This window comes from Flavobacterium sp. B167r (assembly GCF_056824315.1).
Genome location: NZ_CP124859.1, coordinates 12,433 through 37,164, shown reverse-complemented (window position 1 = coordinate 37,164; position 24,732 = coordinate 12,433). Strand labels below are relative to the sequence as shown.

The 24,732-nt window shown below is 35.7% G+C and carries 16 protein-coding genes, 2 tRNA genes and 3 rRNA genes; 9 read left to right on the top strand and 12 right to left on the bottom strand.

Annotated elements, in window-relative coordinates:
• Window positions 1-7: 7 nt before the first annotated feature.
• From QLQ96_RS00165 to thrS, 9 genes are all read right to left on the bottom strand, one after another.
• The gene (locus QLQ96_RS00165; protein ID WP_482493671.1) at window positions 8-1,762 is read right to left on the bottom strand and encodes an ATP-binding protein; all 1,755 of its coding nucleotides are present in this window, start codon (window positions 1,760-1,762) and stop codon (window positions 8-10) included.
• Between the two features lie 27 nt (window positions 1,763-1,789).
• Entirely contained in the window at window positions 1,790-3,544 is a 1,755-nt protein-coding gene (locus QLQ96_RS00160) for an ATP-binding protein (protein WP_482493669.1), read from the bottom strand.
• A gap of 21 nt (window positions 3,545-3,565) precedes the next feature.
• Window positions 3,566-5,293, bottom strand: a complete 1,728-nt coding sequence (locus QLQ96_RS00155; protein ID WP_482493666.1) for a tetratricopeptide repeat-containing sensor histidine kinase — start codon at window positions 5,291-5,293, stop codon at window positions 3,566-3,568.
• Between the two features lie 160 nt (window positions 5,294-5,453).
• Window positions 5,454-5,894 (bottom strand): carboxymuconolactone decarboxylase family protein, encoded by a 441-nt coding sequence (locus tag QLQ96_RS00150; protein ID WP_482493664.1) that lies wholly within the window; start codon window positions 5,892-5,894, stop codon window positions 5,454-5,456.
• Window positions 5,895-5,972: 78 nt separating this feature from the next.
• Entirely contained in the window at window positions 5,973-6,545 is a 573-nt protein-coding gene (locus QLQ96_RS00145; RefSeq protein WP_482493662.1) for a Crp/Fnr family transcriptional regulator, read from the bottom strand.
• A gap of 122 nt (window positions 6,546-6,667) precedes the next feature.
• Complete coding sequence (gene rplT, locus QLQ96_RS00140) at window positions 6,668-7,012, bottom strand: 50S ribosomal protein L20 (protein ID WP_007810721.1); 345 nt, start codon at window positions 7,010-7,012, stop codon at window positions 6,668-6,670.
• Between the two features lie 184 nt (window positions 7,013-7,196).
• Window positions 7,197-7,394, bottom strand: coding sequence for a 50S ribosomal protein L35 (gene rpmI / locus QLQ96_RS00135; RefSeq protein WP_482493659.1), 198 nt, complete (start codon window positions 7,392-7,394; stop codon window positions 7,197-7,199).
• A gap of 96 nt (window positions 7,395-7,490) precedes the next feature.
• Complete coding sequence (gene infC, locus QLQ96_RS00130; protein ID WP_482496897.1) at window positions 7,491-8,042, bottom strand: translation initiation factor IF-3; 552 nt, start codon at window positions 8,040-8,042, stop codon at window positions 7,491-7,493.
• Between the two features lie 22 nt (window positions 8,043-8,064).
• A complete protein-coding gene (gene thrS, locus QLQ96_RS00125) occupies window positions 8,065-10,011 on the bottom strand; it encodes a threonine--tRNA ligase (RefSeq protein WP_482493657.1) in 1,947 nt (648 codons plus the stop codon).
• A gap of 1,010 nt (window positions 10,012-11,021) precedes the next feature.
• Between thrS and QLQ96_RS00120 the strand changes: the two genes are divergently transcribed.
• The 6 genes from QLQ96_RS00120 to pafA all read left to right on the top strand — a co-directional run bounded on the left by QLQ96_RS00120 (window position 11,022) and on the right by pafA (window position 18,202).
• A 16S ribosomal RNA gene (locus QLQ96_RS00120) occupies window positions 11,022-12,535 on the top strand.
• Window positions 12,536-12,658: 123 nt separating this feature from the next.
• A tRNA-Ile gene (locus tag QLQ96_RS00115) sits at window positions 12,659-12,732 on the top strand.
• An 86-nt stretch (window positions 12,733-12,818) separates the two neighbouring features.
• Window positions 12,819-12,895: transfer RNA gene (locus QLQ96_RS00110), tRNA-Ala, on the top strand.
• A 187-nt stretch (window positions 12,896-13,082) separates the two neighbouring features.
• A 23S ribosomal RNA gene (locus tag QLQ96_RS00105) occupies window positions 13,083-15,965 on the top strand.
• A gap of 177 nt (window positions 15,966-16,142) precedes the next feature.
• Window positions 16,143-16,252 (top strand): 5S ribosomal RNA (gene rrf / locus QLQ96_RS00100).
• Together the 16S, 23S and 5S rRNA genes with 2 tRNA genes alongside form the textbook arrangement of a ribosomal RNA operon.
• A gap of 327 nt (window positions 16,253-16,579) precedes the next feature.
• Window positions 16,580-18,202 (top strand): alkaline phosphatase PafA, encoded by a 1,623-nt coding sequence (pafA, locus tag QLQ96_RS00095; RefSeq protein WP_482493655.1) that lies wholly within the window; start codon window positions 16,580-16,582, stop codon window positions 18,200-18,202.
• A gap of 123 nt (window positions 18,203-18,325) precedes the next feature.
• Here pafA and ald read toward each other — a convergent pair whose 3' ends face one another.
• The gene (gene ald / locus QLQ96_RS00090) at window positions 18,326-19,444 is read right to left on the bottom strand and encodes an alanine dehydrogenase (RefSeq protein ID WP_482493654.1); all 1,119 of its coding nucleotides are present in this window, start codon (window positions 19,442-19,444) and stop codon (window positions 18,326-18,328) included.
• A gap of 201 nt (window positions 19,445-19,645) precedes the next feature.
• Between ald and QLQ96_RS00085 the strand changes: the two genes are divergently transcribed.
• Window positions 19,646-20,104 carry an Lrp/AsnC family transcriptional regulator gene (locus QLQ96_RS00085; RefSeq protein WP_207294966.1) on the top strand — a complete coding sequence of 153 codons (459 nt, stop codon included), beginning with the start codon at window positions 19,646-19,648 and terminating at the stop codon, window positions 20,102-20,104.
• Between the two features lie 60 nt (window positions 20,105-20,164).
• Here QLQ96_RS00085 and QLQ96_RS00080 read toward each other — a convergent pair whose 3' ends face one another.
• Together QLQ96_RS00080 and QLQ96_RS00075 are read right to left on the bottom strand one after the other, a co-directional pair.
• Window positions 20,165-21,613, bottom strand: coding sequence for a glyceraldehyde-3-phosphate dehydrogenase (locus QLQ96_RS00080; protein WP_482493653.1), 1,449 nt, complete (start codon window positions 21,611-21,613; stop codon window positions 20,165-20,167).
• 199 nt (window positions 21,614-21,812) lie between these two features.
• On the bottom strand, window positions 21,813-23,213 hold the full coding sequence (locus tag QLQ96_RS00075; RefSeq protein ID WP_482493651.1) for a trypsin-like peptidase domain-containing protein: 1,401 nt from the start codon (window positions 23,211-23,213) through the stop codon (window positions 21,813-21,815).
• A 159-nt stretch (window positions 23,214-23,372) separates the two neighbouring features.
• Between QLQ96_RS00075 and dapF the strand changes: the two genes are divergently transcribed.
• Entirely contained in the window at window positions 23,373-24,155 is a 783-nt protein-coding gene (dapF, locus tag QLQ96_RS00070; protein ID WP_482493649.1) for a diaminopimelate epimerase, read from the top strand.
• Between the two features lie 36 nt (window positions 24,156-24,191).
• On the top strand, window positions 24,192-24,725 hold the full coding sequence (locus QLQ96_RS00065) for a GNAT family N-acetyltransferase (protein ID WP_482493647.1): 534 nt from the start codon (window positions 24,192-24,194) through the stop codon (window positions 24,723-24,725).
• Window positions 24,726-24,732: the final 7 nt, after the last annotated feature.

Here is a 24,732-nt window from a genome sequence, read left to right as displayed (position 1 = left end):
TAGGGTCTTATATTGGAAATTTGAAACTTATTTTAAAACTATTTTCTGATTCTGTGTCAAAATTAAGAGTTCCTTTTATTGTTTTAATACGGTTTTCCACATTTTGTAGTCTTTTTTGTAAAATACTATATTCTGAGTTTATTTTTGTACCATTATCAACATACATTATCAGGATGTTTTTTGTCTCTTTTTTAAACGTTATGCTTACTAATGATGGGTCATTCAGCGTTTTCATCTGATCAAGAATTTCTTGAAGAACTCGGAAAGCAGTAATTTTTTTTACGCGTTCAATTTTAGTCCATGAAAAAGAATTTAAACCATTTATTAAGATGTTTAAATTTGGAGAAATATATTCTGAAATCATTTCTTTGAGTTCATTCGTATAATTTTCATCGGTTTGAATGGCACTATTTTCTCTTGAAATACTTCGGGTTTTCGAATAAATATGATTCAGCTTATTAAGAAATTGTTCTTTGTTTTCGGTATTTTCGAGGTTTTTGTTTTCTGCAAATGATAAAGTTTCATGAACCTCCTTTTTGAGTTCATTGTCCAATTTATTAGAAATCCTTATCTCATTTTTAAATACGGCGTCATTTCTTTCTCTTCTTCCTTTTCTGGTCATATAAAAAAACAGAGAAAAGAATGCAAAAGCGGTGACACTTAATGCTATATAGGAAATAAAACTTCTGTTTTTTTGTCTTTGTACTTCTAAATCATGCTCTGCTTTTTCAGTCTTCAGCTCGAAGTTCTCTTCCTTATCTTTTTTGAAATTATATTTAATATCAGAAAATTGACTTTTTTGTTTCAATTGTACTGTATTGATACTATCTATAAATGAAATATACATTTTGGTATATTTTTTCAATTCATTTCCCGTGGTACTTTGCGTCAAGAAACTCAAACAATATTTTTTATCTGAAAAAAAATTGACTTCAGAAGCTTTTTTATATCCTAACTTAGCATATTTGGCTGCTAATTGAGGATTGCTTTTTAAATAATATTCCGAAAGTACGGTATAACTAGTTGAAATAGATTCCTTGTCCTCAATTGCAAGTCTTATTTTTAGTACCTTTTCATAAATGTCAAGTGCTTTGGGATTGTTTAAATTGTAATAACATATGCCCAAGTTGTTTAACTCCACGCAATACGCCAGTAATACGTCTCGATTAGCTATGTCTATTTCGAGATTTTTACCAGAATATCCATCTGTGGTAACTTTCTCAAATATAAAAGCTGCAACTTTATACTTTTTTTGCTTCATGTAGACAATGCCTATACAATTTAAAAGATGCCATTTTCTGGATGTGCTAATTTTGAGATGCAATGCTTTTCTATAATAAAACAAGGCTCTTTCTTGATTGCCTGTTTTAAAGTAATTGTATCCTTGAATAAAATACGCATACCAAGCAAATCTTGTTTTTTTCATATATTTTAAGTGCGGTAAAACCTTGACTACCATTTCTTCACTTTGTATATAATCACCTTGATATTGATGAATTTGTGCGAGACCTAACAAAGCGTCAACATAATCAATTCTATCTTTTACGGGGTCAGAAAGTGCTATTATTTTTTTATAAATAGGATACGCATTTTTATAATCTGAATTGTCAAAATAGCTATCACCAATTGTTGTTAGCCTTTTAATTTCAGCAGTATTGTCAGTTTTTTTTACTATTGCTGGTTTTTCCTTTTCGCAAGAAGTCGAAATGGCAAGTAAAAATAATGTCGAAATTAAAATTTTAACTAAAGCAGTAATTTTCATTTGGTGGCTCTTGGATTAAAACACTATTTACAAAGGCAGTTTAACGAAAATTTTAAATTTCTCGTTTTGATTTGAAGAAATTTCTAAAAATCCTTTTACAGACTTAAGACGATTTTCAATATTTGCAAATTTTTTAGATGTGTTTAGACTACCATCTTGAAGTTCTGTTCCATTATTAGTATAAGTTATTAAGATATTTTTTTCTTCCTTTTTAAATGTGACGCTAGCCAATGAACCATTATTTATTATTTTGTTCTGATCAAAAATCTCCTGTAATATACGGAAAATGGTAATTTTTTTTACTCGATCAATTTTCAACCACGAAAATGTATCTAAACCATTTATAATAATGTTCAATTTTGAACTCGTATATCCGGCAATCATTTCCTTAAGAGCTTTTTTAAAATTTTCATCAGTAATTATTTCGCTATTTTCTCTAGATATGTTTCTTGTTTTTGAGTAAATATTATTTAATTGAGATAAGAAATTTTCTTTGTTTTCTTCTTTTTCTAGATTGTAATTTCCGGTAAATAATAATATCTTGTCTATATCTTTTTCAAGTTCAGACTGTAGTTTTTCGGAGATTCGCATTTCATTCTTGAAAACTTCATTGCTATTTTCTTTTTTTGCTTTTGTAGTTATATAAAAAACGATAAATATTAAGCTTATAATACTAACAAAAATTATAATATAAGAGATATAACTTCTATTCCTTTCTCTTTGCATTTCCAGTTCATCTTCTATTTTTTGTGCTTTGAGCTCTAGGTTTTCCTCTTTGTCCTTTTTGAAATTATATTTCATGTTAGAAAAAAGATTCTTTTGTTTTAATCTTATATTAGAAATACTGTCATTAAACTTAACATAGAGATTCGAGTATTTTTTCAATTCACTGCCTTTACTGTTTTCTATAAGAGAATAGAGTACATATTTTTTGCCTTGATAATTATTAATGTCACAAGCTATTTTATAGCCAGTTTCACCATATTTTTTAGCTAAACTGGCATTAGTTTTTGAATAATATCTACAAAGATTTGAATAACTAAGCGGAAGGTTTTCAAGATCATTCGTTTTTAGCCTAATTTTTAGAGCTTCATTAAAATACTTTAATGATTTCGGATTGTTGATTTCAAAATAGCAAATCCCTAAATTATCGATCATTATTGCAAATTCTCTTAATTCATCATTATTAAGGGTGTTTGTTTTTTTATTCTCTGCATAAAACCCTTCAGTGGTTAATTTTAAATGTATTTTTATTGCCTTATTAAAATCTTTCTGCAGCATATAGGTTAGAGCGATATTGCCTTGTGCATTTAACTTTCTCCATTCTTTTGTGTTTAAGTTATAAGCTTTGTTAAAGTACAAAAGAGCATTCTCAAAATCTTTTGTTCGCATATAAGAACAGCCCAACAAATTATACGTATTCCAAGCGAACCTAGCTTTTTTTAAATGCTTTAGGTGTGGCAACGTTTTAGTAACAACCGCTTCGCTTTCAACGTAGTCTCCTTGACTTTGGCAGAGATACCCTATTGATATTAACGCGTCAACGTAGTCAATTCTGTCTTTTACTGTGTCGGCAATAGAGAGTATTTTTCTATAAGTATTGTAAGCATTTTTATTATCAGAATTATCAAAATAGTTATCGGCAATTATAGTTAATCTTTTAACTTCAGCTGTGTTATTGGTTTTTTTAGCAATAGCTGTTTTCTCTTTTTTGCAAGAAGTTGGAATAACAAGCAAAAAAAATATAAAAACTAAAGTTTTAACTAAAGTGAAGATTTTCATTTGGGGACTATGAAGTTATATTTATAAAGGCAGTTTAATAAAAACTTTAAAGCCTTTTCCTGCACCTGAATCAATATCGATTTCACCTTTAATGGCAAGGATTCTATTTTCAATATTATGCAGACCATTTTTTAAAACCATTTTATCTACATCAATTCCCTTTCCGTTATCAGTATAATTTATGGTTATGTTTTTTTTAGTGACCTTAAATACAATAGCAACCAAACTAGCATTGCTGTGTTTCTTCATGTTTACAAGTAACTCCTGTATGGCTCTGTAAACGGCTGTCTTTTTTACTTTATCAACTTCTTCCCATGAAATAGTATCAATGCCATTTATTAAAAGATTTAAACCTGGGGTGTTGAATCTAGAGATCATCTCTTTTAAAGAGGAAGTGTAATTTTTATCTGTTATAATGGTGCAATTTTCTTTTGAAATATCTCTAGTTCGCGCATAAATAGCATCGAGATTATGAAGCAATTGCTCTTTGTTTTCTGCCAAAGACAAATTTCTGTTTTCTGCAAAAGCCATTGTGTGGTAAATGTCGTTTGCTAATTCGTCATGAAGTTTTTTAGAAATACGGGTTTCACTATTATAAGCAGCCTCAATTTTATCTCGATTAGCTTTAGAAGTTAAATAATAATAAAGAATTAGAATCAAGCATAAACTCAAAACTATTATGATATAAGATATAATATTTCTGCTTTTTTGACGCTCCAGCTTTAATTCATTTTCTGCTTTGTGAGTTTTTAATCTTAAATTTTCTTCTTTTTCTCTTTTAGAATCATATTTTATTCTCGCAAATTGGTTTTTAGCTTTTTGCCTTACTTCAAAAATGCTGTCGACTAAATCAACATATAGCAGAGAATACTTTTTTAATTCTTGATTTGAGCTGTTTTTGATTAATAGTTTTAATGCAATTTGCTTATTGTCAATATTATTAATTTCACTAAATTTCTTATAAGCTTCTAAAGAATATTTTTTAGCTAAGAATGAATCATTGTTTTCGTCATAATAAGAAGCAATATGTAAATTGCTAACTGCAATTCCAGAATTATTATTAATGTCTTTTCTAATCTGTAATGCATGATTTAAATACTGAATTCCCCTTGGATCATTCATCTTAATATAACACAAACCAATGTTGTCCATGTTTTTTGCATTATATTCTGGCTTTTCGTGAAGTTCTTTTTTTATAGATAAAAGGGAAAAAATCTGCAAAGCTTCATTATATTTTTGCTGTTCTAGTAAAACAGATCCAATATTGCTTTTGGTTAAGGATTTTCGAGATTCGTCTATTTTAAGACCTAATGCTTTATTGAAATAGAGCAAAGCATCATTTAGATTATAAGTCCGAAGATAATTAGTGCCTAAAGTCGTGTAGATATTCCAAACATTAGTTTGGTCTTTTAATGATTTTAAATACGGAATTGCATCGGTTATTGTCGTTTCGCTTCCAATATAATCGCCATGATTAAGTTGGATATCTGCCATGCAATTAAGAATGTTTGTATAGTTGTCAGGGTCTATTTTAGGGTCACAAATTAATTTTGCCTTGTTGTAGTAAAAGAATGCACTATCTGTATTGTTATAATTATTATGAAATATAGAAGCCTTGTCAATGTTTTTTTCAACTTCTAACTTGTTTTGTCTTTCTTTTAAATCATTATTATTTTTTTTCTGGCAAGAGAAAAGAAATAATAAGAGAGAAGTAGTATAGGTAAGTATTTGTAATCTTTTTGGCATCATGCTCCAAAAATAAATAATTCTGTAAATTCTATAAGATTATAAATATGGTATTTTTAATTATTTTTGAATTTTTCTTTGGTTTATTCTCATTATGAGGTCAATAGAAAAAGCCCTTTGGAGATAAGGGCTTTGAGAGGTTTTTTGTTTGTAAATTTTATCCTTATAAATTATCTGCACGCATGCCAGTTGCAATTCCAATTCTATTCCAAGCATTAATAGTAATGATTGCCATAATGATTTCTGCAAGGTATTTTTCGTCAAATAATTTTGCTGCATTTTGATAGGTTTCTTCAGAAACGTGATTGCTGATTAATGTTATTTCTTCTGTCAAAGCAAATATTGCTTTTTCTTCTTCAGTATAAACATCTGCTTCGCGCCAAGCATTTAGTAAATAAATTTGTTGTTCTGTTACGCCTAGTTTTCGAGCATCAATAGTGTGCATTTTTATACAATAAGCACAACCATTTATCTGCGATGCTCTAATTTTAATTAATTCTTTATGCACAGGAGATAATGAAGTCGAAGCAATATATTTTTCTAAACCGAACATGGCTTGATAAGCTTCTGGGGCAACTTGTGGGATAACGATTCTTGAGTTCATTTTATATGTTTTAAAAGTTCATTACAAAGGTCAGTAATGTCTACTCTCAAAAACTTGAACTACTTCAAGAAATATAGATCAGACTTTTCCAGCTCTAATTTTGCTCATAAATTCAGCAGAAAAATCCAAATAGGAGGCAAGCATATATTGTGGAACCCGCTGAACAAATTCTGGAAAATTATCATTAAAATGATGATATCGTTCTTCAGCCGACATGGTAAACAAAAATTTAATTCGCATTTGCATAGCACCAAAACTCTTTTGAGTAACAACTCTGAAATACCTTTCTAGATTTGGTATTTCTATCAGTAGTGATTCTAAAACCGTTTTATCAATAACAATGACTTCTGTATTTTCGACTGCCTGCAAATAAAAACTAGACGGAATGTGATTATGGTAACTCAAATAATCAGTAATCCACCAGTTTTCAATCCCAAATTGTAGTGTTTGTTCTGTCCCTTTAGAATTGATTATATATTGACGCATACATCCTTTTACAATAAAATACATTGTATTGCATACTTGTCCTTCTTGTAGTACATGTTCTTTTCTTTTTACTTTCGAAATTTCTAGGCATGATTCTAATTTATCAATATCTGAAGGTTCAAGAGAAATGAATTTTTGTATATGATCAATAAGAGGTTTAAGCATTATGAGATTTTTAAATAATTTTAAAGGTAAAACACATTATTTTTAAAAACAAAAAACCATTCGCGTTAACGAATGGTTTTTATATAATAAGTAAGTAATCTTAAATTGAGTTTATAAAACGTTTATTTTACTTTATTAAGAATAGCTTTGAAAGCTTCAGGGTGGTTCATAGCTAAATCTGCAAGAACTTTACGGTTCAATTCGATTCCGTTAGCTTTAACTTTCCCCATGAATTGAGAATAAGACATTCCTTCCAATCTAGCTCCAGCGTTGATACGTTGAATCCATAAAGCACGGAAATTTCTTTTGTTTTGTTTTCTATCGCGGTAAGCGTAGCACATTGCTTTCTCTACTGCATTCTTAGCAACTGTCCAAACGTTTTTACGTCTTCCAAAGAAACCTTTGGCTTGCTTCATTATTTTTTTTCTTCTTGCTCTTTTAGCAACTGAATTTACCGATCTTGGCATAATTTTAATGTGTTTTTGTAGCAGGCGTCCTGAATTGAATCGAAGGAACTTCAAAGCCATACTCCAAGGTTATATAAATAATTTTTTAACCTAAAGAAATTCTCTAGTCTAATGTCTTAAAGTCAAATGTCTAAAGTCATCTACTGATTTTTAAACTTTATGACTTTCTAACTTTTGACTTATATTAGATAATTCTTAATTGTTGTTTGATGCTTCTCATATCTGTTTTGTGAACTAGCGCTGAGTGAGTCAAAGCTAATTTACGTTTTTTAGATTTTTTAGTCAAGATGTGACTTTTAAAAGCATGCTTTCTTTTAATCTTTCCAGAGCCAGTAACTTTAAAACGTTTCTTAGCGCTAGATTTTGTTTTCATTTTAGGCATTTTTCCTAGTGTTTTAATTTATTCTTACTTACTTATATTTTCGTTTCAGGTTTACAGTTTCAGGTTCAAACTGAATACTGAAACTGCAAACTGAGACTATTTTTTCTTCTTCGGAGCAATGAACATAATCATTCTCTTTCCTTCCAAAACAGGCATAGCTTCAACTTTACCGTGTTCTTCTAAATCCTGAGCAAGACGTAATAATAGAATCTGACCTTGATCTTTGTAAATGATTGAACGACCTTTAAAGAATACGAAAGCTTTTAATTTTGATCCTTCTTTTAAGAATTTCTCAGCGTTCTTTCTTTTAAATTCGTAATCGTGCTCGTCAGTTTGAGGACCAAATCGAATCTCCTTTACAACAACTTGAGAAGATTTAGCTTTTAATACCTTATCTCTTTTCTTTTGTTCGTAAACAAATTTCTTGTAATCCATGATTTTACAAACAGGCGGCTCAGCATTTGGTGAAATCTCAACCAAATCCAATTCGAACTGATCTGCCAATCGTAGAGCCTCAGCAAGCTTAAAAACACCTGGTTCGATGTTTTCACCTACTAATCTCACTTCTTGTACGCCACGAATAAGGTTGTTTATTCTGTGTGCATCTTTTTTTTCTACTCGAGGTTGAAAACCTCTGTTGCTTCTTATTGCTATGACTTTCTAATTTAAGTTAAACTGTAAATACTTTTAATGTCTTTTTTATTTCTTCGTCTACAATCGCAGCAAATTCTTCGATTGAAACTGTAATATTACCTTTTCCTTCTTGTCCATGGCGACGAATAGAAATTGTACCATTTTTCTCTTCTTCCTCACCTACAATCAGCATAAATGGAATTTTTTGCATTTCTGCATCTCTAATTTTCTTACCGATTGTTTCGTTTCGGTTGTCAATTAGGGCGCGAATTTCGTGATTTTCTAGCAAATCTAAAACTTTTTTAGCATAATTTTCGTATTTCTCGCTCAAAGACAAGATAATAGCCTGCTCAGGCATAAGCCAAAGTGGGAAATTTCCTGCTGTATGCTCTAGTAAAATTGCTATAAAACGTTCCATTGATCCAAATGGAGCTCTGTGAATCATAACTGGACGATGTAATTCATTATCAGCGCCTTTGTAAGTCAAATCAAAACGCTCAGGTAAGTTGTAATCTACCTGAATTGTTCCTAATTGCCATTGTCTTCCCAAAGCATCTTTAACCATGAAATCTAGTTTCGGACCATAAAATGCAGCTTCGCCATATTCTACTACAGTATTTAAACCTTTGTCTGCGGCAGCGTTGATAATTGCATTTTCAGCTTTCTCCCAGTTTTCATCTGTACCAATATATTTTTCTCTGTTTTCCTGATCTCTCAATGAAATTTGAGCAGTAAAGTTTTCAAAACCTAACGAACCAAATACATATAATACAAGGTCAATTACTTTTTTGAACTCTTCGTCCAATTGTTCCGGAGTACAGAAAATGTGCGCATCATCCTGAGTAAACCCTCTAACACGAGTCAAACCGTGTAATTCTCCAGATTGCTCATATCTATATACAGTACCAAATTCAGCGTAACGTTTTGGTAAATCTTTATATGACCAAGGTCTTACGTTGTAAATCTCACAGTGGTGAGGACAGTTCATTGGTTTCAATAAAAACTCTTCACCTTCAGCTGGAGTATGAATTGGCTGAAAACTATCTGCACCATATTTAGCATAGTGTCCAGAAGTTACATATAATTCTTTCTGACCAATATGAGGAGAAACAACTTGCTCGTAACCTGCTTTCTTTTGAGCTTTTTTCAAGAATTGCTCTAAACGCTCTCTAAGTGCAGCTCCTTTTGGTAACCATAAAGGTAAACCTTGACCTACTTTCTGAGAGAAAGCGAACAATTCAAGTTCTTTTCCTAATTTACGGTGATCGCGACGTTTAGCTTCTTCAAGAAGTTCAAGATATTCAGTTAAATCTTTTTGTTTAGGGAAAGATGTTCCGTAAACACGAGTTAACTGTTTGTTTTTCTCATCACCTCTCCAGTAAGCACCGGCAACACTCATGATTTTAAAAGCTTTGATGATTCCAGTATTCGGAATATGTCCACCGCGGCATAAATCTGTAAAAGTAGCGTGATCACAAAAAGTGATTGTTCCGTCTTCAAGATTCGAAATCAATTCAGTTTTGTAAACATTGTCTTTGTACATTTCTAATGCATCCGCTTTGCTAACCGGGCGCATTTTAAATTCATGTTTCTCTCTTGAAATCTCAAGAACACGATCTTCAATCTTTTTGAAATCAGCTTCAACAATTTTCTGGTCTTCAAAATCAACATCATAATAGAAACCATTAGCAATTGCAGGTCCAAGAGTTAATTTAATTCCTGGGTACAATTCCTCAAGAGCTTGCGCCATTACGTGCGAAGTCGAATGCCAGAAAGCTTTTTTGCCTTCCGCATCATTCCAAGTATATAAAATAAGATTACCGTCGGTCGTCAATGGAGTTTCTGTTTCAATAGTTGTACCATTAAAAGATGCTGAAATCACGTTTCTAGCAAAACCTTCGCTAATGTTTTTAGCGACCTCCATTGGAGTTACGCCTTGAGCGAACTCTCTAATTGACCCATCGGGTAAAGTAATCTTGATCATTGTTTATAATTTTGTGAATGCAAATATACATGATTACAAAAACACATACAATATATATGTAGAAGTTTACTCTATTATATATAAGTATGGTTTTTCTGCGATACTATATATGAGGGTAATTTTTATTTCCAACCCGACAGTTTTCCAAAAGCTGTCGGGTTATTATATATATAAGTATAGATTGTCTGGCTGAGCGGAGTCGAAGCCTTTCGAGTTATTGGAATTTTGGAATAATTACAATTTTTGATTTATGAGCTTATTCCCGCTATCCGCTTCAATCTTTTCATGGCGAACCCCGCCATAAAAAGGATTTCCGCTCCTATCGGGGCTAGGAGTAGCGGTCTTGGGAAGAAAGATCAGGGATTAAAAAAAATTAGGAACCGCATAAAAAGAGGCAGAAAACAGGAAAACTCCCAAAAAGCGGCATTCGAAAACCCGTAAAAATGGGAAAAGCGGAAAGGGTTTCGGAAAAAACCTACACAGAGCCGAAAAAAGCAAAAATGTAAAAACACCGTTGCCAGACAGTTAGGAAAAAGATCGGAAAAACATGAAAAAAACGGGGCGGAAAAGCTTGGAAAAGCGGAAAAAGGTTCTACTTTTGCACCCGCAACAGCGAAAACGCTCTTAGAAATTCAGGCAGGAAAGAAGAATCGTAAAGGAAATAAATTTTCAGAAAAAAGATTCGGAAAAGCTTGCGGGAAAAGAAAAAGCTTTTTACATTTGCACCCCGCAAAACGCGTAAAGCTCATTGAGATACTGGCATAGAAAATGGAAGAAGGAGGCGAAAAAAAAGCTTCAAAATTTTTTCAAATTTTTCTTGCGAGAAACAAAAAGAATTTTTAGTTTTGCACCCGCTTTGAGATACAGGCGAAAAGACAGAAATACACGTTCGTAGACATATTGAATTGACAGCCGTTCCGATGAAAATCGGAACAAAAGAAATAAGAGCAGTAGAATCGGAAGATTTTAAAAGAACCTGAATAAGGCATCGAGATATAATATTAAAATATACGATGAAGAGTTTGATCCTGGCTCAGGATGAACGCTAGCGGCAGGCTTAACACATGCAAGTCGAGGGGTATATGTCTTCGGATGTAGAGACCGGCGCACGGGTGCGTAACGCGTATGCAATCTGCCTTTCACAGAGGGATAGCCCAGAGAAATTTGGATTAATACCTCATAGCATTATAGGATGGCATCATTTTATAATTAAAGTCACAACGGTGAAAGATGAGCATGCGTCCCATTAGCTAGTTGGTAAGGTAACGGCTTACCAAGGCTACGATGGGTAGGGGTCCTGAGAGGGAGATCCCCCACACTGGTACTGAGACACGGACCAGACTCCTACGGGAGGCAGCAGTGAGGAATATTGGTCAATGGGCGCAAGCCTGAACCAGCCATGCCGCGTGCAGGATGACGGTCCTATGGATTGTAAACTGCTTTTGCACAGGAAGAAACACTTGCTCGTGAGCAAGCTTGACGGTACTGTGAGAATAAGGATCGGCTAACTCCGTGCCAGCAGCCGCGGTAATACGGAGGATCCAAGCGTTATCCGGAATCATTGGGTTTAAAGGGTCCGTAGGCGGTCTTGTAAGTCAGTGGTGAAAGCCCATCGCTCAACGGTGGAACGGCCATTGATACTGCAGGACTTGAATTATTGGGAAGTAACTAGAATATGTAGTGTAGCGGTGAAATGCTTAGAGATTACATGGAATACCAATTGCGAAGGCAGGTTACTACCAATTGATTGACGCTGATGGACGAAAGCGTGGGTAGCGAACAGGATTAGATACCCTGGTAGTCCACGCCGTAAACGATGGATACTAGCTGTTGGGCGCAAGTTCAGTGGCTAAGCGAAAGTGATAAGTATCCCACCTGGGGAGTACGTTCGCAAGAATGAAACTCAAAGGAATTGACGGGGGCCCGCACAAGCGGTGGAGCATGTGGTTTAATTCGATGATACGCGAGGAACCTTACCAAGGCTTAAATGTAGATTGACCGGTTTGGAAACAGACCTTTCGCAAGACAATTTACAAGGTGCTGCATGGTTGTCGTCAGCTCGTGCCGTGAGGTGTCAGGTTAAGTCCTATAACGAGCGCAACCCCTGTTGTTAGTTGCCAGCGAGTCAAGTCGGGAACTCTAACAAGACTGCCAGTGCAAACTGTGAGGAAGGTGGGGATGACGTCAAATCATCACGGCCCTTACGCCTTGGGCTACACACGTGCTACAATGGCCGGTACAGAGAGCAGCCACTGGGCGACCAGGAGCGAATCTACAAAGCCGGTCACAGTTCGGATCGGAGTCTGCAACTCGACTCCGTGAAGCTGGAATCGCTAGTAATCGGATATCAGCCATGATCCGGTGAATACGTTCCCGGGCCTTGTACACACCGCCCGTCAAGCCATGGAAGCTGGGGGTGCCTGAAGTCGGTGACCGCAAGGAGCTGCCTAGGGTAAAACTGGTAACTAGGGCTAAGTCGTAACAAGGTAGCCGTACCGGAAGGTGCGGCTGGAACACCTCCTTTCTAGAGCCCGAGTGTTAGCGCAAGCACGCTTGGGAAATAAGATGCCCGATAGGGTTTTTGGATCTTTAAAATTGTATTGCTCTTGCTGTTAATTTAAAAAAAATGAAAAATTAAGAAAAACAGAGTCTCGTAGCTCAGCTGGTTAGAGTACTACACTGATAATGTAGGGGTCGGCAGTTCGAGTCTGCCCGGGACTACTATTTGACTTAAAAAAAGGAAATTTTAGAAGTTGAGCGTTTATGAGCATTCATAACTCATAATTCATAACTCATCATTTAAAAATGGGGGATTAGCTCAGCTGGCTAGAGCGCCTGCCTTGCACGCAGGAGGTCAACGGTTCGACTCCGTTATTCTCCACCAAGGGCTATAAGCTGTAAGCTGTATGCCGTAAGCTGAGAAAGCTTAAAGCGTATTGCTTAAAGCCTAAAGCGAAATAAAGTTCATTGACATATTGGGATAAGAAAATAATAAGAAAGTAGAAAGCGTTTTTTGCAATTTATTGCAAAAAACAAAAAAAAACGGTCTTGTTTTAATTTACAAGACTGGTGCAATAAGCAAAATAAGGGCGCATGGGGAATGCCTAGGCTCTCAGAGGCGATGAAAGGCGTGATAAGCTGCGAAAAGCTGCGGGGACGGGCACACACCGACTGATCCGCAGATACCTGAATGGGGCAACCCGCTATGTTGAAGACATAGCACACCGATAGGTGGGCAAACCCGCTGAACTGAAACATCTAAGTAGGCGGAGGAGAAGAAAACAAAAGTGATTCCGTAAGTAGTGGCGAGCGAACGCGGATTAGCCCAAACCAGTGCTGTTACGGCAGTGCTGGGGTTGTAGGACCGCGACATTTCATGCGCAAGGAACCGGAAGTTGCTGGAAAGTGACGCCATAGAGGGTGATAGCCCCGTATGGGCAACAAGCGTAATGGATAGCGGTATCCTGAGTAGGGCGGGGCACGTGAAACCCTGTCTGAATTTGGCGGGACCATCCGCTAAGGCTAAATACTCCTGAGAGACCGATAGTGAACCAGTACCGTGAGGGAAAGGTGAAAAGAACCGTGAATAACGGAGTGAAATAGATCCTGAAACCATGCGCTTACAAGCGGTCGGAGCCCTTTCGTGGGGTGACGGCGTGCCTTTTGCATAATGAGCCTACGAGTTAACGCTGCTGGCAAGGATAAGTGGTTAAGCCACGGATCCGCAGCGAAAGCGAGTCTGAATAGGGCGCTTTAGTCAGTAGTGTTAGACGCGAAACCGTGTGATCTACCCATGGGCAGGATGAAGCGCTGGTAACACAGTGTGGAGGTCCGAACCGGTTGACGTTGAAAAGTCTTCGGATGACCTGTGGGTAGGGGTGAAAGGCCAATCAAACTCGGAAATAGCTCGTACTCCCCGAAATGCATTTAGGTGCAGCGCTGATAATAGTTATATAGAGGTAGAGCTACTGATTGGATGCGGGGGCTTCACCGCCTACCAATTCCTGACAAACTCCGAATGCTATATAATGTTTTACAGCAGTGAGGGCTTGGGTGCTAAGGTCCAAGTCCGAGAGGGAAAGAACCCAGACCATCAGCTAAGGTCCCCAAATATATGCTAAGTTGAAAGAACGAGGTTTGTCTGCCCAGACAGCTAGGATGTTGGCTTGGAAGCAGCCATTCATTTAAAGAGTGCGTAACAGCTCACTAGTCGAGCGGACGAGCATGGATAATAATCGGGCATAAGCATATTACCGAAGCTATGGATTTTGCAGTAATGCAAAGTGGTAGGGGAGCATTCTGACAGGGCTGAAGGTGTGCCGTAAGGCATGCTGGACCGGTCAGAAAAGAAAATGTAGGCATAAGTAACGATAATGCGGGCGAGAAACCCGCACACCGAAAAACTAAGGTTTCCACAGCTATGCTAATCAGCTGTGGGTTAGTCTGGTCCTAAGGCGAACCCGAAAGGGACAGTCGATGGCCAACGGGTTAATATTCCCGTACTGCCAATTGCTGTGATGGGGTGACGGAGTGATGAAAGCGCCGCGAACTGACGGAATAGTTCGTTGAAGTACCTACCTATAAGAGATGCAGGCAAATCCACATCTTTTGGGGAAATACGATAGTACTCGGAGTCTTCGGACAAAGAGATAGTGCGCCTAAGGGCTTCCAAGAAAAACCTCTAAACTTCAGGCAATTGGCACCAGTACCGTAAACCGACACAGGTAGTTGAGGAGAGAATCCTAAGGTGCTCGAGAGATTCATGGCTAAGGAATTAGGCAAAATAGACCTGTAACTTCGGGAGAAAGGTCGCCCCCAGCAATGGGGGCCGCAGTGAAGAGGTCCAGGCGACTGTTTATCAAAAACACAGGGCTCTGCAAAATCGCAAGATGAAGTATAGGGCCTGACACCTGCCCGGTGCTGGAAGGTTAAGAGGAGATGTTATCTTCGGAGAAGCATTGAATTGAAGCCCCAGTAAACGGCGGCCGTAACTATAACGGTCCTAAGGTAGCGAAATTCCTTGTCGGGTAAGTTCCGACCTGCACGAATGGTGTAACGATCTGGACACTGTCTCAGCCATGAGCTCGGTGAAATTGTAGTAACGGTGAAGATGCCGTTTACCCGCAGTGGGACGAAAAGACCCTGTGCACCTTTACTATAGCTTAGTATTGACCTTGGATAAATGATGTGTAGGATAGGTTGGAGACTATGAAGCGGCGTCGCCAGGCGTTGTGGAGTCATTGTTGAAATACAACCCTTTGTTTATCTGAGGCCTAACTCTTCGATGAAGAGGACAGTGCTTGGTGGGTAGTTTGACTGGGGTGGTCGCCTCCAAAAGAGTAACGGAGGCTTCTAAAGGTTCCCTCAGTACGCTTGGTAACCGTGCGTAGAGTGCAATGGCATAAGGGAGCTTGACTGAGAGACATACAGGTCGATCAGGTACGAAAGTAGAGCATAGTGATCCGGTGGTTCCGCATGGAAGGGCCATCGCTCAAAGGATAAAAGGTACGCCGGGGATAACAGGCTGATCTCCCCCAAGAGCTCATATCGACGGGGGGGTTTGGCACCTCGATGTCGGCTCGTCACATCCTGGGGCTGGAGAAGGTCCCAAGGGTTGGGCTGTTCGCCCATTAAAGTGGCACGCGAGCTGGGTTCAGAACGTCGTGAGACAGTTCGGTCTCTATCTACTGCGGGCGTTAGAAATTTGAGTGGATCTGATTCTAGTACGAGAGGACCGAATTGGACTAACCTCTAGTGTATCTGTTGTCCCGCCAGGGGCACCGCAGAGTAGCTACGTTGGGAAGGGATAAGCGCTGAAAGCATATAAGCGCGAAACCCACCACAAGATGAGATTTCTTTTAAGGATCGTGGAAGATGACCACGTTGATAGGCTATAGATGTAAAGGCAGTAATGTCATAGTCGAGTAGTACTAATAATCCGTAAGCTTATGCACACCCTTTTCCCCCGATGCAGATCGGGGGAGGAAACTTTCTAAACGATAAAAACTTTTCTTTATCCCAGTATGTTAAAATATTTGCTCGACGCAAGAGCAGTCTTTCAGTCGAAAGATTAAAGTCAAAAGCCGAAAGGCTTTGCAGCTTTATGACCTTTGGCTTTGGACTAAAAACCTTAAGGTGGTTATTGCGGCGGGGCTCACCTCTTCCCATCCCGAACAGAGAAGTTAAGCCCGCCTGCGCAGATGGTACTGCAGTTATGTGGGAGAGTATGTCGTCGCCTTTCTTTGGAAAACCCCATCCGTATCGGATGGGGTTTTCTGTTTTAAAAAATGTTTTGGATAAACTGTAAAACAGAACTTCAGTTTGCTGCTGGCCGCGTTAGGGATGGAAGCGGCATCCTTTTGCGCAAACCTCAAGCTTCTAATTTTTTCCTTAAACTTTCTGAAGCAAAAGATACAGCGTACAGCCCGACCCGGAGGGAAACGCCATAATTAGGAATGGGATGGTTTATAAGTGTTAAATTATAGTCAATTGTATGAGGTTAATATTGATACCTTAGACTTTTTGGATTCGAATGAGTATTTTTGTGTTTCAATTATTTTATTTAAACATGAAGAAAAATATTTTATTGTTGGCACTTCTTGCTATTACAGGTTTAAGTGCACAACAGCAACGTCCAAAATTAGTTGTGGGTATAGTTGTCGATCAAATGAAAATGGAATATTTATATCGTTTTTCAGATGATTTTTCCCCAAATGGCTTTAAGAGATTAATGAATGACGGATTTACTTTCCAGAATATGCATTATAACTATATGCCAACCTACACAGCTCCTGGGCACGCTTCAATTTATACGGGTACAACACCTGCTACTCATGGAATTGTAGGTAATGAATGGTTCAGTAGAACTCTTGGAAAAGAAATGTATTGTACTGATGATGCAGGAGTTAAAATATTAGGTGATGGTACACCTGAAGAAGGTGCTATGTCTCCGAAAAATCTTCAAAGCACTACAATTACTGATGAAGTTAGAATGGCTACTAATTTTAACGGAAAAGTAATCGGATTGAGTTTAAAAGATCGCGGTGCTATATTACCAGCTGGGCATTTTGCCAATTGGGCATTTTGGTACAGTAAAACCGGTTCTTTTATTTCAAGTACTTTTTATGGTGAAAAATTACCAGAATGGGTAACGGAATTCAACAATGAAAAAAATCACTTAAAATATATCAATAAAGGATGGGATTTGTACAAACCTGCTTCGGTTTACAATGAAAGTCTTCCTGATAATAACCCTTATGAAGGAAAGTTATATGGAAGTGTAGCACCAGTTTTTCCATACGATTTGAAATCAATGTATGAGAAGAATGATGCTGGAATTATAAAGGCAACTCCTTTTGGGAATGATTTGTTAGCTGAATTTGCAAAAAGAGCGATTGAGAAAGAAGAATTAGGAAAAGATAATATTACTGATTTCTTAACGGTTAGTTTTTCTTCTACAGATTACGTAGGTCACTTACTTGGACCAAGATCTATGGAACTTCAAGATACTTACTTAAGATTGGATCAGACAATTGCTGATTTCTTGGCTTATCTTGATAAAACGGTTGGTAAAGGGAATTATTTGCTTTTTTTGACAGCTGATCATGCTGGAGCAGAAAACGTAATTTATTTGAAAGATCGTAAATATAATGTAGATAATTATCCTTCTAAAGAGGTTAAGAAAAGCTTACAAGATTTTTCAACTAAGACTTTCGGTGTAGATTTAATTCAGAATTATTCAAATTTTAATGTTTTCTTCAATAAACAAATTATTAAAGACAAAAAATTAGAACTTTTAAAAGTAAAACAAGCATTTAAAGAATTTTTAATTACTCAGCCACAAGTTAAGAGAGTTTATACAGAAGAAGAAGTTTTGGCGAATGCTGGAAATGATTATTCTCTTAATTTTGTTGCTAAAGGATATGATGTGACACAAAACGGCGATTTAGTTATTGTAGATAAACCGGGTATGATTGAATATACACCAACTGGAACATCTCACGGAACAATCTATAGTTATGATACACATGTTCCTGCTATTTTCTACGGATGGCATATTAAAAAAGGAGAATCTCATGATAAAAAGGCAATTACAGAGATTGCTCCAACAATAGCTCAGAAAATAAAAGTTACTTTTCCAAATGGAACTGAAGCTAAGGTAATGACTGAAGTTCTTGATGATAAGAAATAAAAAAATATATTTATAAAAGCCTGTCTTCGTGACAGGTTTTTTTATGGCATAAAAAAAGGCTTTTCAGTTAAGAAAAGCCTTTTTGTAATAGTGATTTTAGTAAGCACTTATACAAGTATTAGCCTATGCGTTTGCTAATACTATTTCTTCGTTAAAAGGAAGATTCCAAGCTTCTGCAACTCCTTTGTAAAGGATTTTTCCATTAGCTACGTTTAATCCTTTTTTCAATTCTTCGTTTTCTGCACATGCTTTTTCCCATCCTTTGTTTGCTAATTGTACAGCATATGGTAAAGTTGCATTTGTTAAAGCTAAAGTAGAAGTGTAAGGAACGGCTCCTGGCATATTAGCTACACAGTAGTGAACAATATCATCGATAATGAAAGTTGGGTTTTCGTGAGTTGTTGGAGTACAAGTTTCGATACATCCACCTTGATCTACCGCTACGTCAACAACAACAGTTCCTGGACGCATTAATTTTAACATATCGCGAGTGATTAAGTGAGGTGCTTTTGCTCCTGGAATTAAAACTGCTCCAACAATTAAGTCAGCATCTTTAATTGCTCTTGTAATATTATAATGATTAGACATTTCTGTATTTACGTTTGCAGGCATGATATCGTCTAATTGACGTAAACGTGGTAAGCTTAAGTCCATGATAGTTACTTGAGCACCTAATCCAGCAGCCATTTTAGCAGCTTGAGTTCCTACGATTCCTCCACCTAAAACCAATACTTTTGCTGGTGGCACACCTGGAACACCTCCTAAAAGAATTCCTCTTCCTTTTAATGGTTTTTCAAGGTATTTTGCTCCTTGTTGAATTGCCATACGACCAGCAACTTCAGACATTGGAACTAATAATGGTAAGCTTCTGTCTGTTTTTTCTACAGTTTCGTAAGCTAAACATACAGCTCCTTTTTCCAACATTGCATGTGTTAATTCTTCTGAAGAAGCAAAGTGGAAATAAGTAAATAATAATTGATCTTTTTTGATCAATGGATATTCTGAAGCAATTGGCTCTTTTACTTTGATGATCATTTCTGCAATAGCATAAACTTCCTCAATAGTTGGTAAAATTACCGCACCAGCTTCAGCATATTCCGCGTCAGCGAAACCACTTCCTAAACCAGCAGTAGATTGAACATAAACTGTATGGCCGTGTTTTTTCATTTCAGAAACACCTGCAGGAGTTAAAGCAACTCTGTTTTCGTTATTTTTTATTTCTTTAGGAACACCTATTATCATTTTGTTATATTTTTTTGTTTTTATTGAAATTGTTTTACAAATCTACAGATAGAGAATAAATTATGGTTTAACGCATAGTAAATAAGAAAATATTATTTTATTTTTTACTTTTACAGAAAAATATTCTGTTTTGAAGTGAATTTTATTCTTCAAAAAGAAAAAAAGACTAAATCGAACTAATTTTAATAAAACGTTTTCGTTATGGCTTTAGATGAAATTGACAAAAAAATACTACGTCTTTTGCAAGAAGATGCGCATTACACTTTAAAAGACATTGCAAACAAAATAAATTTGTCATTAACGCCTGTTCACGATAGAGTCAAACGTCTTGAAAAAGATGGAATTATAGAAAAATATGTGACGCTTCTTGATAAGAAAAAATTAGGAAATAATTTGACGGTTTATTGTCAGGTTACGTTGGTCAAACAGACTTATGACACATCAGAAGGATTTAATCAATCCATTTTGAATCTTCCTGAAGTTGTGGAATGCAATTATGTTTCAGGAAATTTTGATTATATGCTTAAAATTATAATTCCAGACATGGAAAGCTATCACCATTTTCATCAGAAAAAATTATCTGTTTTGCCTGAGGTTTCTTTAATAAATACTGTTTTTGTAATTTCAGAAGTAAAAAGTACTACTGTTTTGCCTATCTGACAAACAAAAAACCACCAAGAAATCTTGATGGTTTTAAGAAAAAAAGTTAGTTTGGTCGAATTAATAATAAGTATAACGTCTTACTTTGGCAATATATTTTGCTAAACGAATAACTTGATGACTATATCCGTATTCGTTATCATACCAAATGTACAGCACAATATTTTTTCCGTCTTTTGAAACAATTGTAGCATTGCTGTCATAAATTGATGGAGCAGATGTTCCTACAATGTCAGACGAAACCAATTCGTTATTTAAAGAATATTTTATTTGCTCTACCAGTTCTCCTTCTAAAGCATATTTCTTCATAATTTTATTGATTGCTGCAATTGATGTTGCTTTCTTAACTTCTAAATTTAAAACGACAAGAGATCCGTTTGGAACAGGAACTCGGATAGCATTTGAAGTTAATTTTCCTTCTAATGATGGCAAAGCTTTTGCAACAGCGTTTCCTGCACCGGTTTCTGTAATAACCATATTTAAAGCAGCTGCTCTTCCGCGACGGTATTTCTTGTGCATATTATCAACCAGATTCTGGTCGTTGGTGTATGCGTGAATTGTTTCTAAATGTCCTTTTGCAACCCCAAGAGTTTCTTCAACTACTTTTAGAATTGGAGTAATGGCATTTGTTGTGCAAGATGCAGCAGAAAAAATATTTACTTCATCAGGATTAAAATAGTTATGATTTACACCGTGAACGATATTTGGAACGCCTTTTCCTGGAGCAGTCAATAAAACTTTATTCGCTCCGTTTGAGGTTAAATGTCTTTTTAATGCTTCTTCAGTTGTAAATGCTCCAGTGTTATCTATTACTAAAGCATCATTGATTCCGTAAATTGTATAATCAATTTCTTCAGGAGAATTTGCAGTAATAATGTGAACCGTTGTCCCATTAATAATTAAAGCATTATTTTTAGAATCGGCGATTACAGATCCTTGAAAATCTCCGTGAATTGAATCATATCGCAAAAGAGAAGCTCGTTTCTCTAAACTCGACGCGTCATTTTTATCACGGGTTACAATTGCTCTCAAACGTAATTGGTTTCCTTTTCCAGTTTTAGACATTAGCTCTCTTGCTAATAAACGTCCAATTCTTCCAAAACCATATAAAACAACATCTTTAGGTTGAATCTCTTTTGAAGATTTTGCTTTTTTCAATTTTTCAATAACAAAATATCTTGCATCAGGATATTTTTCATCTTCTAAACGATATTCGTAAGTTAGTTTTCCAAGATCTATTTTGGCAGGCGGAAGATTTAGTGATAAAACTACTTTTGCGATTTCTACCGAATCAAAAATAGTGATTGGTTTACCCACAAATTCACCAGCATATTGATGAAGATTGATAATATCGCTTACGTTTTTATCCAATAATTGATTTTTGAATAAAACCATTTCGATTGATTTGTCATACCATAAATCGCTTATGACTTTAATTAATTCTACGCCGGCTTTTCGTCGGTCGACTTGTAATGATACCTCTTTTTGGTACAATGATTTGTTACTCATAATTGAAAAAATAAAATGCTCACTATTTTAAAATTTGGCGCAAAAGTATCTATTTCAATCGATTTCGTAAACTATTTTAGCATTTATTTTTGAAAATAAAAAAGCCACCTTAAATTTCTTAAGATGGCTTTTTTGAAGTTTTCGGTCTCGGTTCTCAGTCGCAGTTTGAAAACTGTAAACTGTGACCGAAAACTGCGACTTAAATTATAATTCTGAAAATCTCTCCGTTTCTGTTGATCATTTCAATTCGAACACTTTGTCCTTCGTCTTTTTTACTTAAAAGTTTTGAAACAGTTTCAACGTTTGTTGCTTTTACATTATCAATGCTTAAAATAATGTTTCCAAGCAACTCATTTTGATATTGCATTAAATTCTCATTGGTGATGTTTTTAATTTTAACACCATAATCAATTCTGAATTTCTTTTTGTCAGCAGCGTCTATATTTTCTAATTCAATTCCTTTAATTTCAGCGCTGTAAAATTCGTTTTTACTTAAAGTAACAGGAACTGTTTTAGTTTTTCCGTCTTTAATGTAAGTTACTTTTACAACATCGTTTGGACGTTTCGTATTGATGTAACCTGATAAATCTGCATAAGTTGAAATGTTTTGCTCGTCAAGTTTTACAATAATGTCTCCTTTCGTAAGACCAGCTTTTTCTGCACCAGAATTTTTAGTAACTCTATTAATATAAAATCCTTGTGTTTGAGTAATTCCTAATTCTTTAGAAGCTGTACTGTTCAATTCGCCGCCTTCAACACCAAGAATTCCTCTTTGAACATTTCCATATTCCATAATATCCTCGATAATTTTTCGAGCAATATTAGAAGGAACTGCAAAAGAATATCCAACATACGAACCAGTCATAGAAGAAATCATCGTGTTAATTCCGATTAATTCGCCTCTAGCATTTACTAACGCTCCACCGCTATTTCCTGGGTTTACAGCAGCATCAGTTTGAATGAAAGATTGAATTCCGCTTTGGTCTAAATTTCTGGCTTTCGCCGAAACAATACCAGCAGTTACGGTCGAAGTCAAGTTATAAGGATTTCCAACTGCCAATACCCATTCGCCAACTTTTACATTATCAGAGTTTGCAAAAGCAGTGTAAGGAAGTTTTTCGTCAGCATTGATTTTTAAAAGGGCAATATCCATTTTAGAATCAGTACCAATTAACTTAGCTTTGTATGATTTTTTGTTGTTTAAAGTAATTTCAATATCTGTAGCATCTTTGATTACGTGATTGTTAGTTACGATATATCCGTCTTCAGAAATAATTACTCCAGAACCAGTTCCTACTTGTTCTTGCTGTTGTTGTCCCCCATATCCGTAGAAAAATTCAAGCATTGGATTGCTGACAGTTCTTCTCGAAACATTTTTTACGTGAACAACGGTATGAATTGTTTTGTCTGCGGCTTCGGTAAAATCTAGTATTTCAGCTCCTAAACCAACATTTTTTCCATAAGAGTTAGGGGCAAGAGTTACAACAGAATTTCCTTTTCCAAAAAAAGAATTGTTGCTTTCAAATAATAACTTGTAAGCACCAAGAGTAATAGCACCACTTAATAATGACACTAAAAATAAGGCTGAAAATCTTTTCATATTAGAATTTGTAATTAAGTTATTAGAATTTATGTTTCGTGTTTTGTAATGTAAAATTACTTGAAAAAATTATTTGGAAAAATGGTTTAACTCTCTTTAACAATGATTAACATTTCATTAATTAATAGTTTGTACTTTTGTACTTCTAACAACTAAAAAATGCAAGTAGAATTTTATAAATATCAAGGCACTGGAAACGATTTTGTAATGATTGATAATCGTACAAATTTCTTTCCAAAAGAAGATGTAAAGCTTATTGAGCGTCTGTGTGACAGACGTTTCGGAATTGGAGCTGACGGATTAATTCTTTTAGAAAATGATTCTGAAACTGATTTTAGAATGGTGTATTACAACTCTGATGGAAAACAAAGTTCGATGTGCGGAAATGGCGGTCGTTGTCTTGTTGCTTTTGCTAATCAATTGGGAGTAATTGATGATAAAACCACTTTTATTGCAACTGATGGATTACACCACGCTTCTGTAAATGCCGATTCGATTGTTTCTTTGCAAATGATTGATGTGAACGAAATTCAGAAAAAAGATTCTTATACGTTTTTAAATACAGGTTCTCCTCATCATGTTCAAATTGTAGACGATTTGGAACATTATAATGTGAAAGAAAACGGAGCAGCGATTCGTTATGGAGAATTATACGGAGAAAAAGGAAGCAATATTAATTTTGTGAAAAAAGTTGATAATGATACTTTCTCTTTGAGAACTTATGAAAGAGGTGTTGAAGATGAAACTCTTGCTTGCGGAACAGGTGCGACAGCTGTTGCAATTGCCATGAATGCGATTGGTGAAACTGATAAAACTTCAATAAACTTAAACGTTGAAGGTGGAAAATTGGTCGTTTCTTTTGATAAAGATAATGATGGATATGCCAATGTTTTCTTGACAGGACCTGCAAAATTCGTATTCAAAGGAACAATTGAGATTTAAATCTAAGATCTACAATCAGAAATCTAAAATTGTAAAATGATAACATTAAAAGGCGATTCGATTTATTTGCGTGCACTCGAACCTCAAGATTTGGAGTTCATATATTCTATAGAAAATGATGAGAATATCTGGGAAGTTAGCAATACGCAGAGTCCTTACAGCCGTTTTTTGATTAAACAATATTTAGAGAATGCTCATCAAGATATTTATGAGGCAAAACAGCTTCGCTTGGCAATCTGTCAAGATGAAGATTTTCCTGCTGTTGGATTGATTGATTTGTTTGACTTTGACCCAAGAAATAATAGGGCAGGGATTGGGATTGTAATTCAGAAAGAAGAAAATCAAGCGAAAAACATTGGTTCTGAGGCTTTAGAGCTTTTAATAAAATATTCTTTTTATAATTTAAATCTTCATCAATTGTATGCAAATATTGGCGTACAAAATGTAGCAAGTCTTGCACTTTTTACTAAATTTGGTTTTAAGAAAATCGGAATAAAAAAAGACTGGATTTTGTATCATAACCACTATCATGATGAAGCAATTTTTCAGCTAATTAATAAACAAATTTAAATTTTAA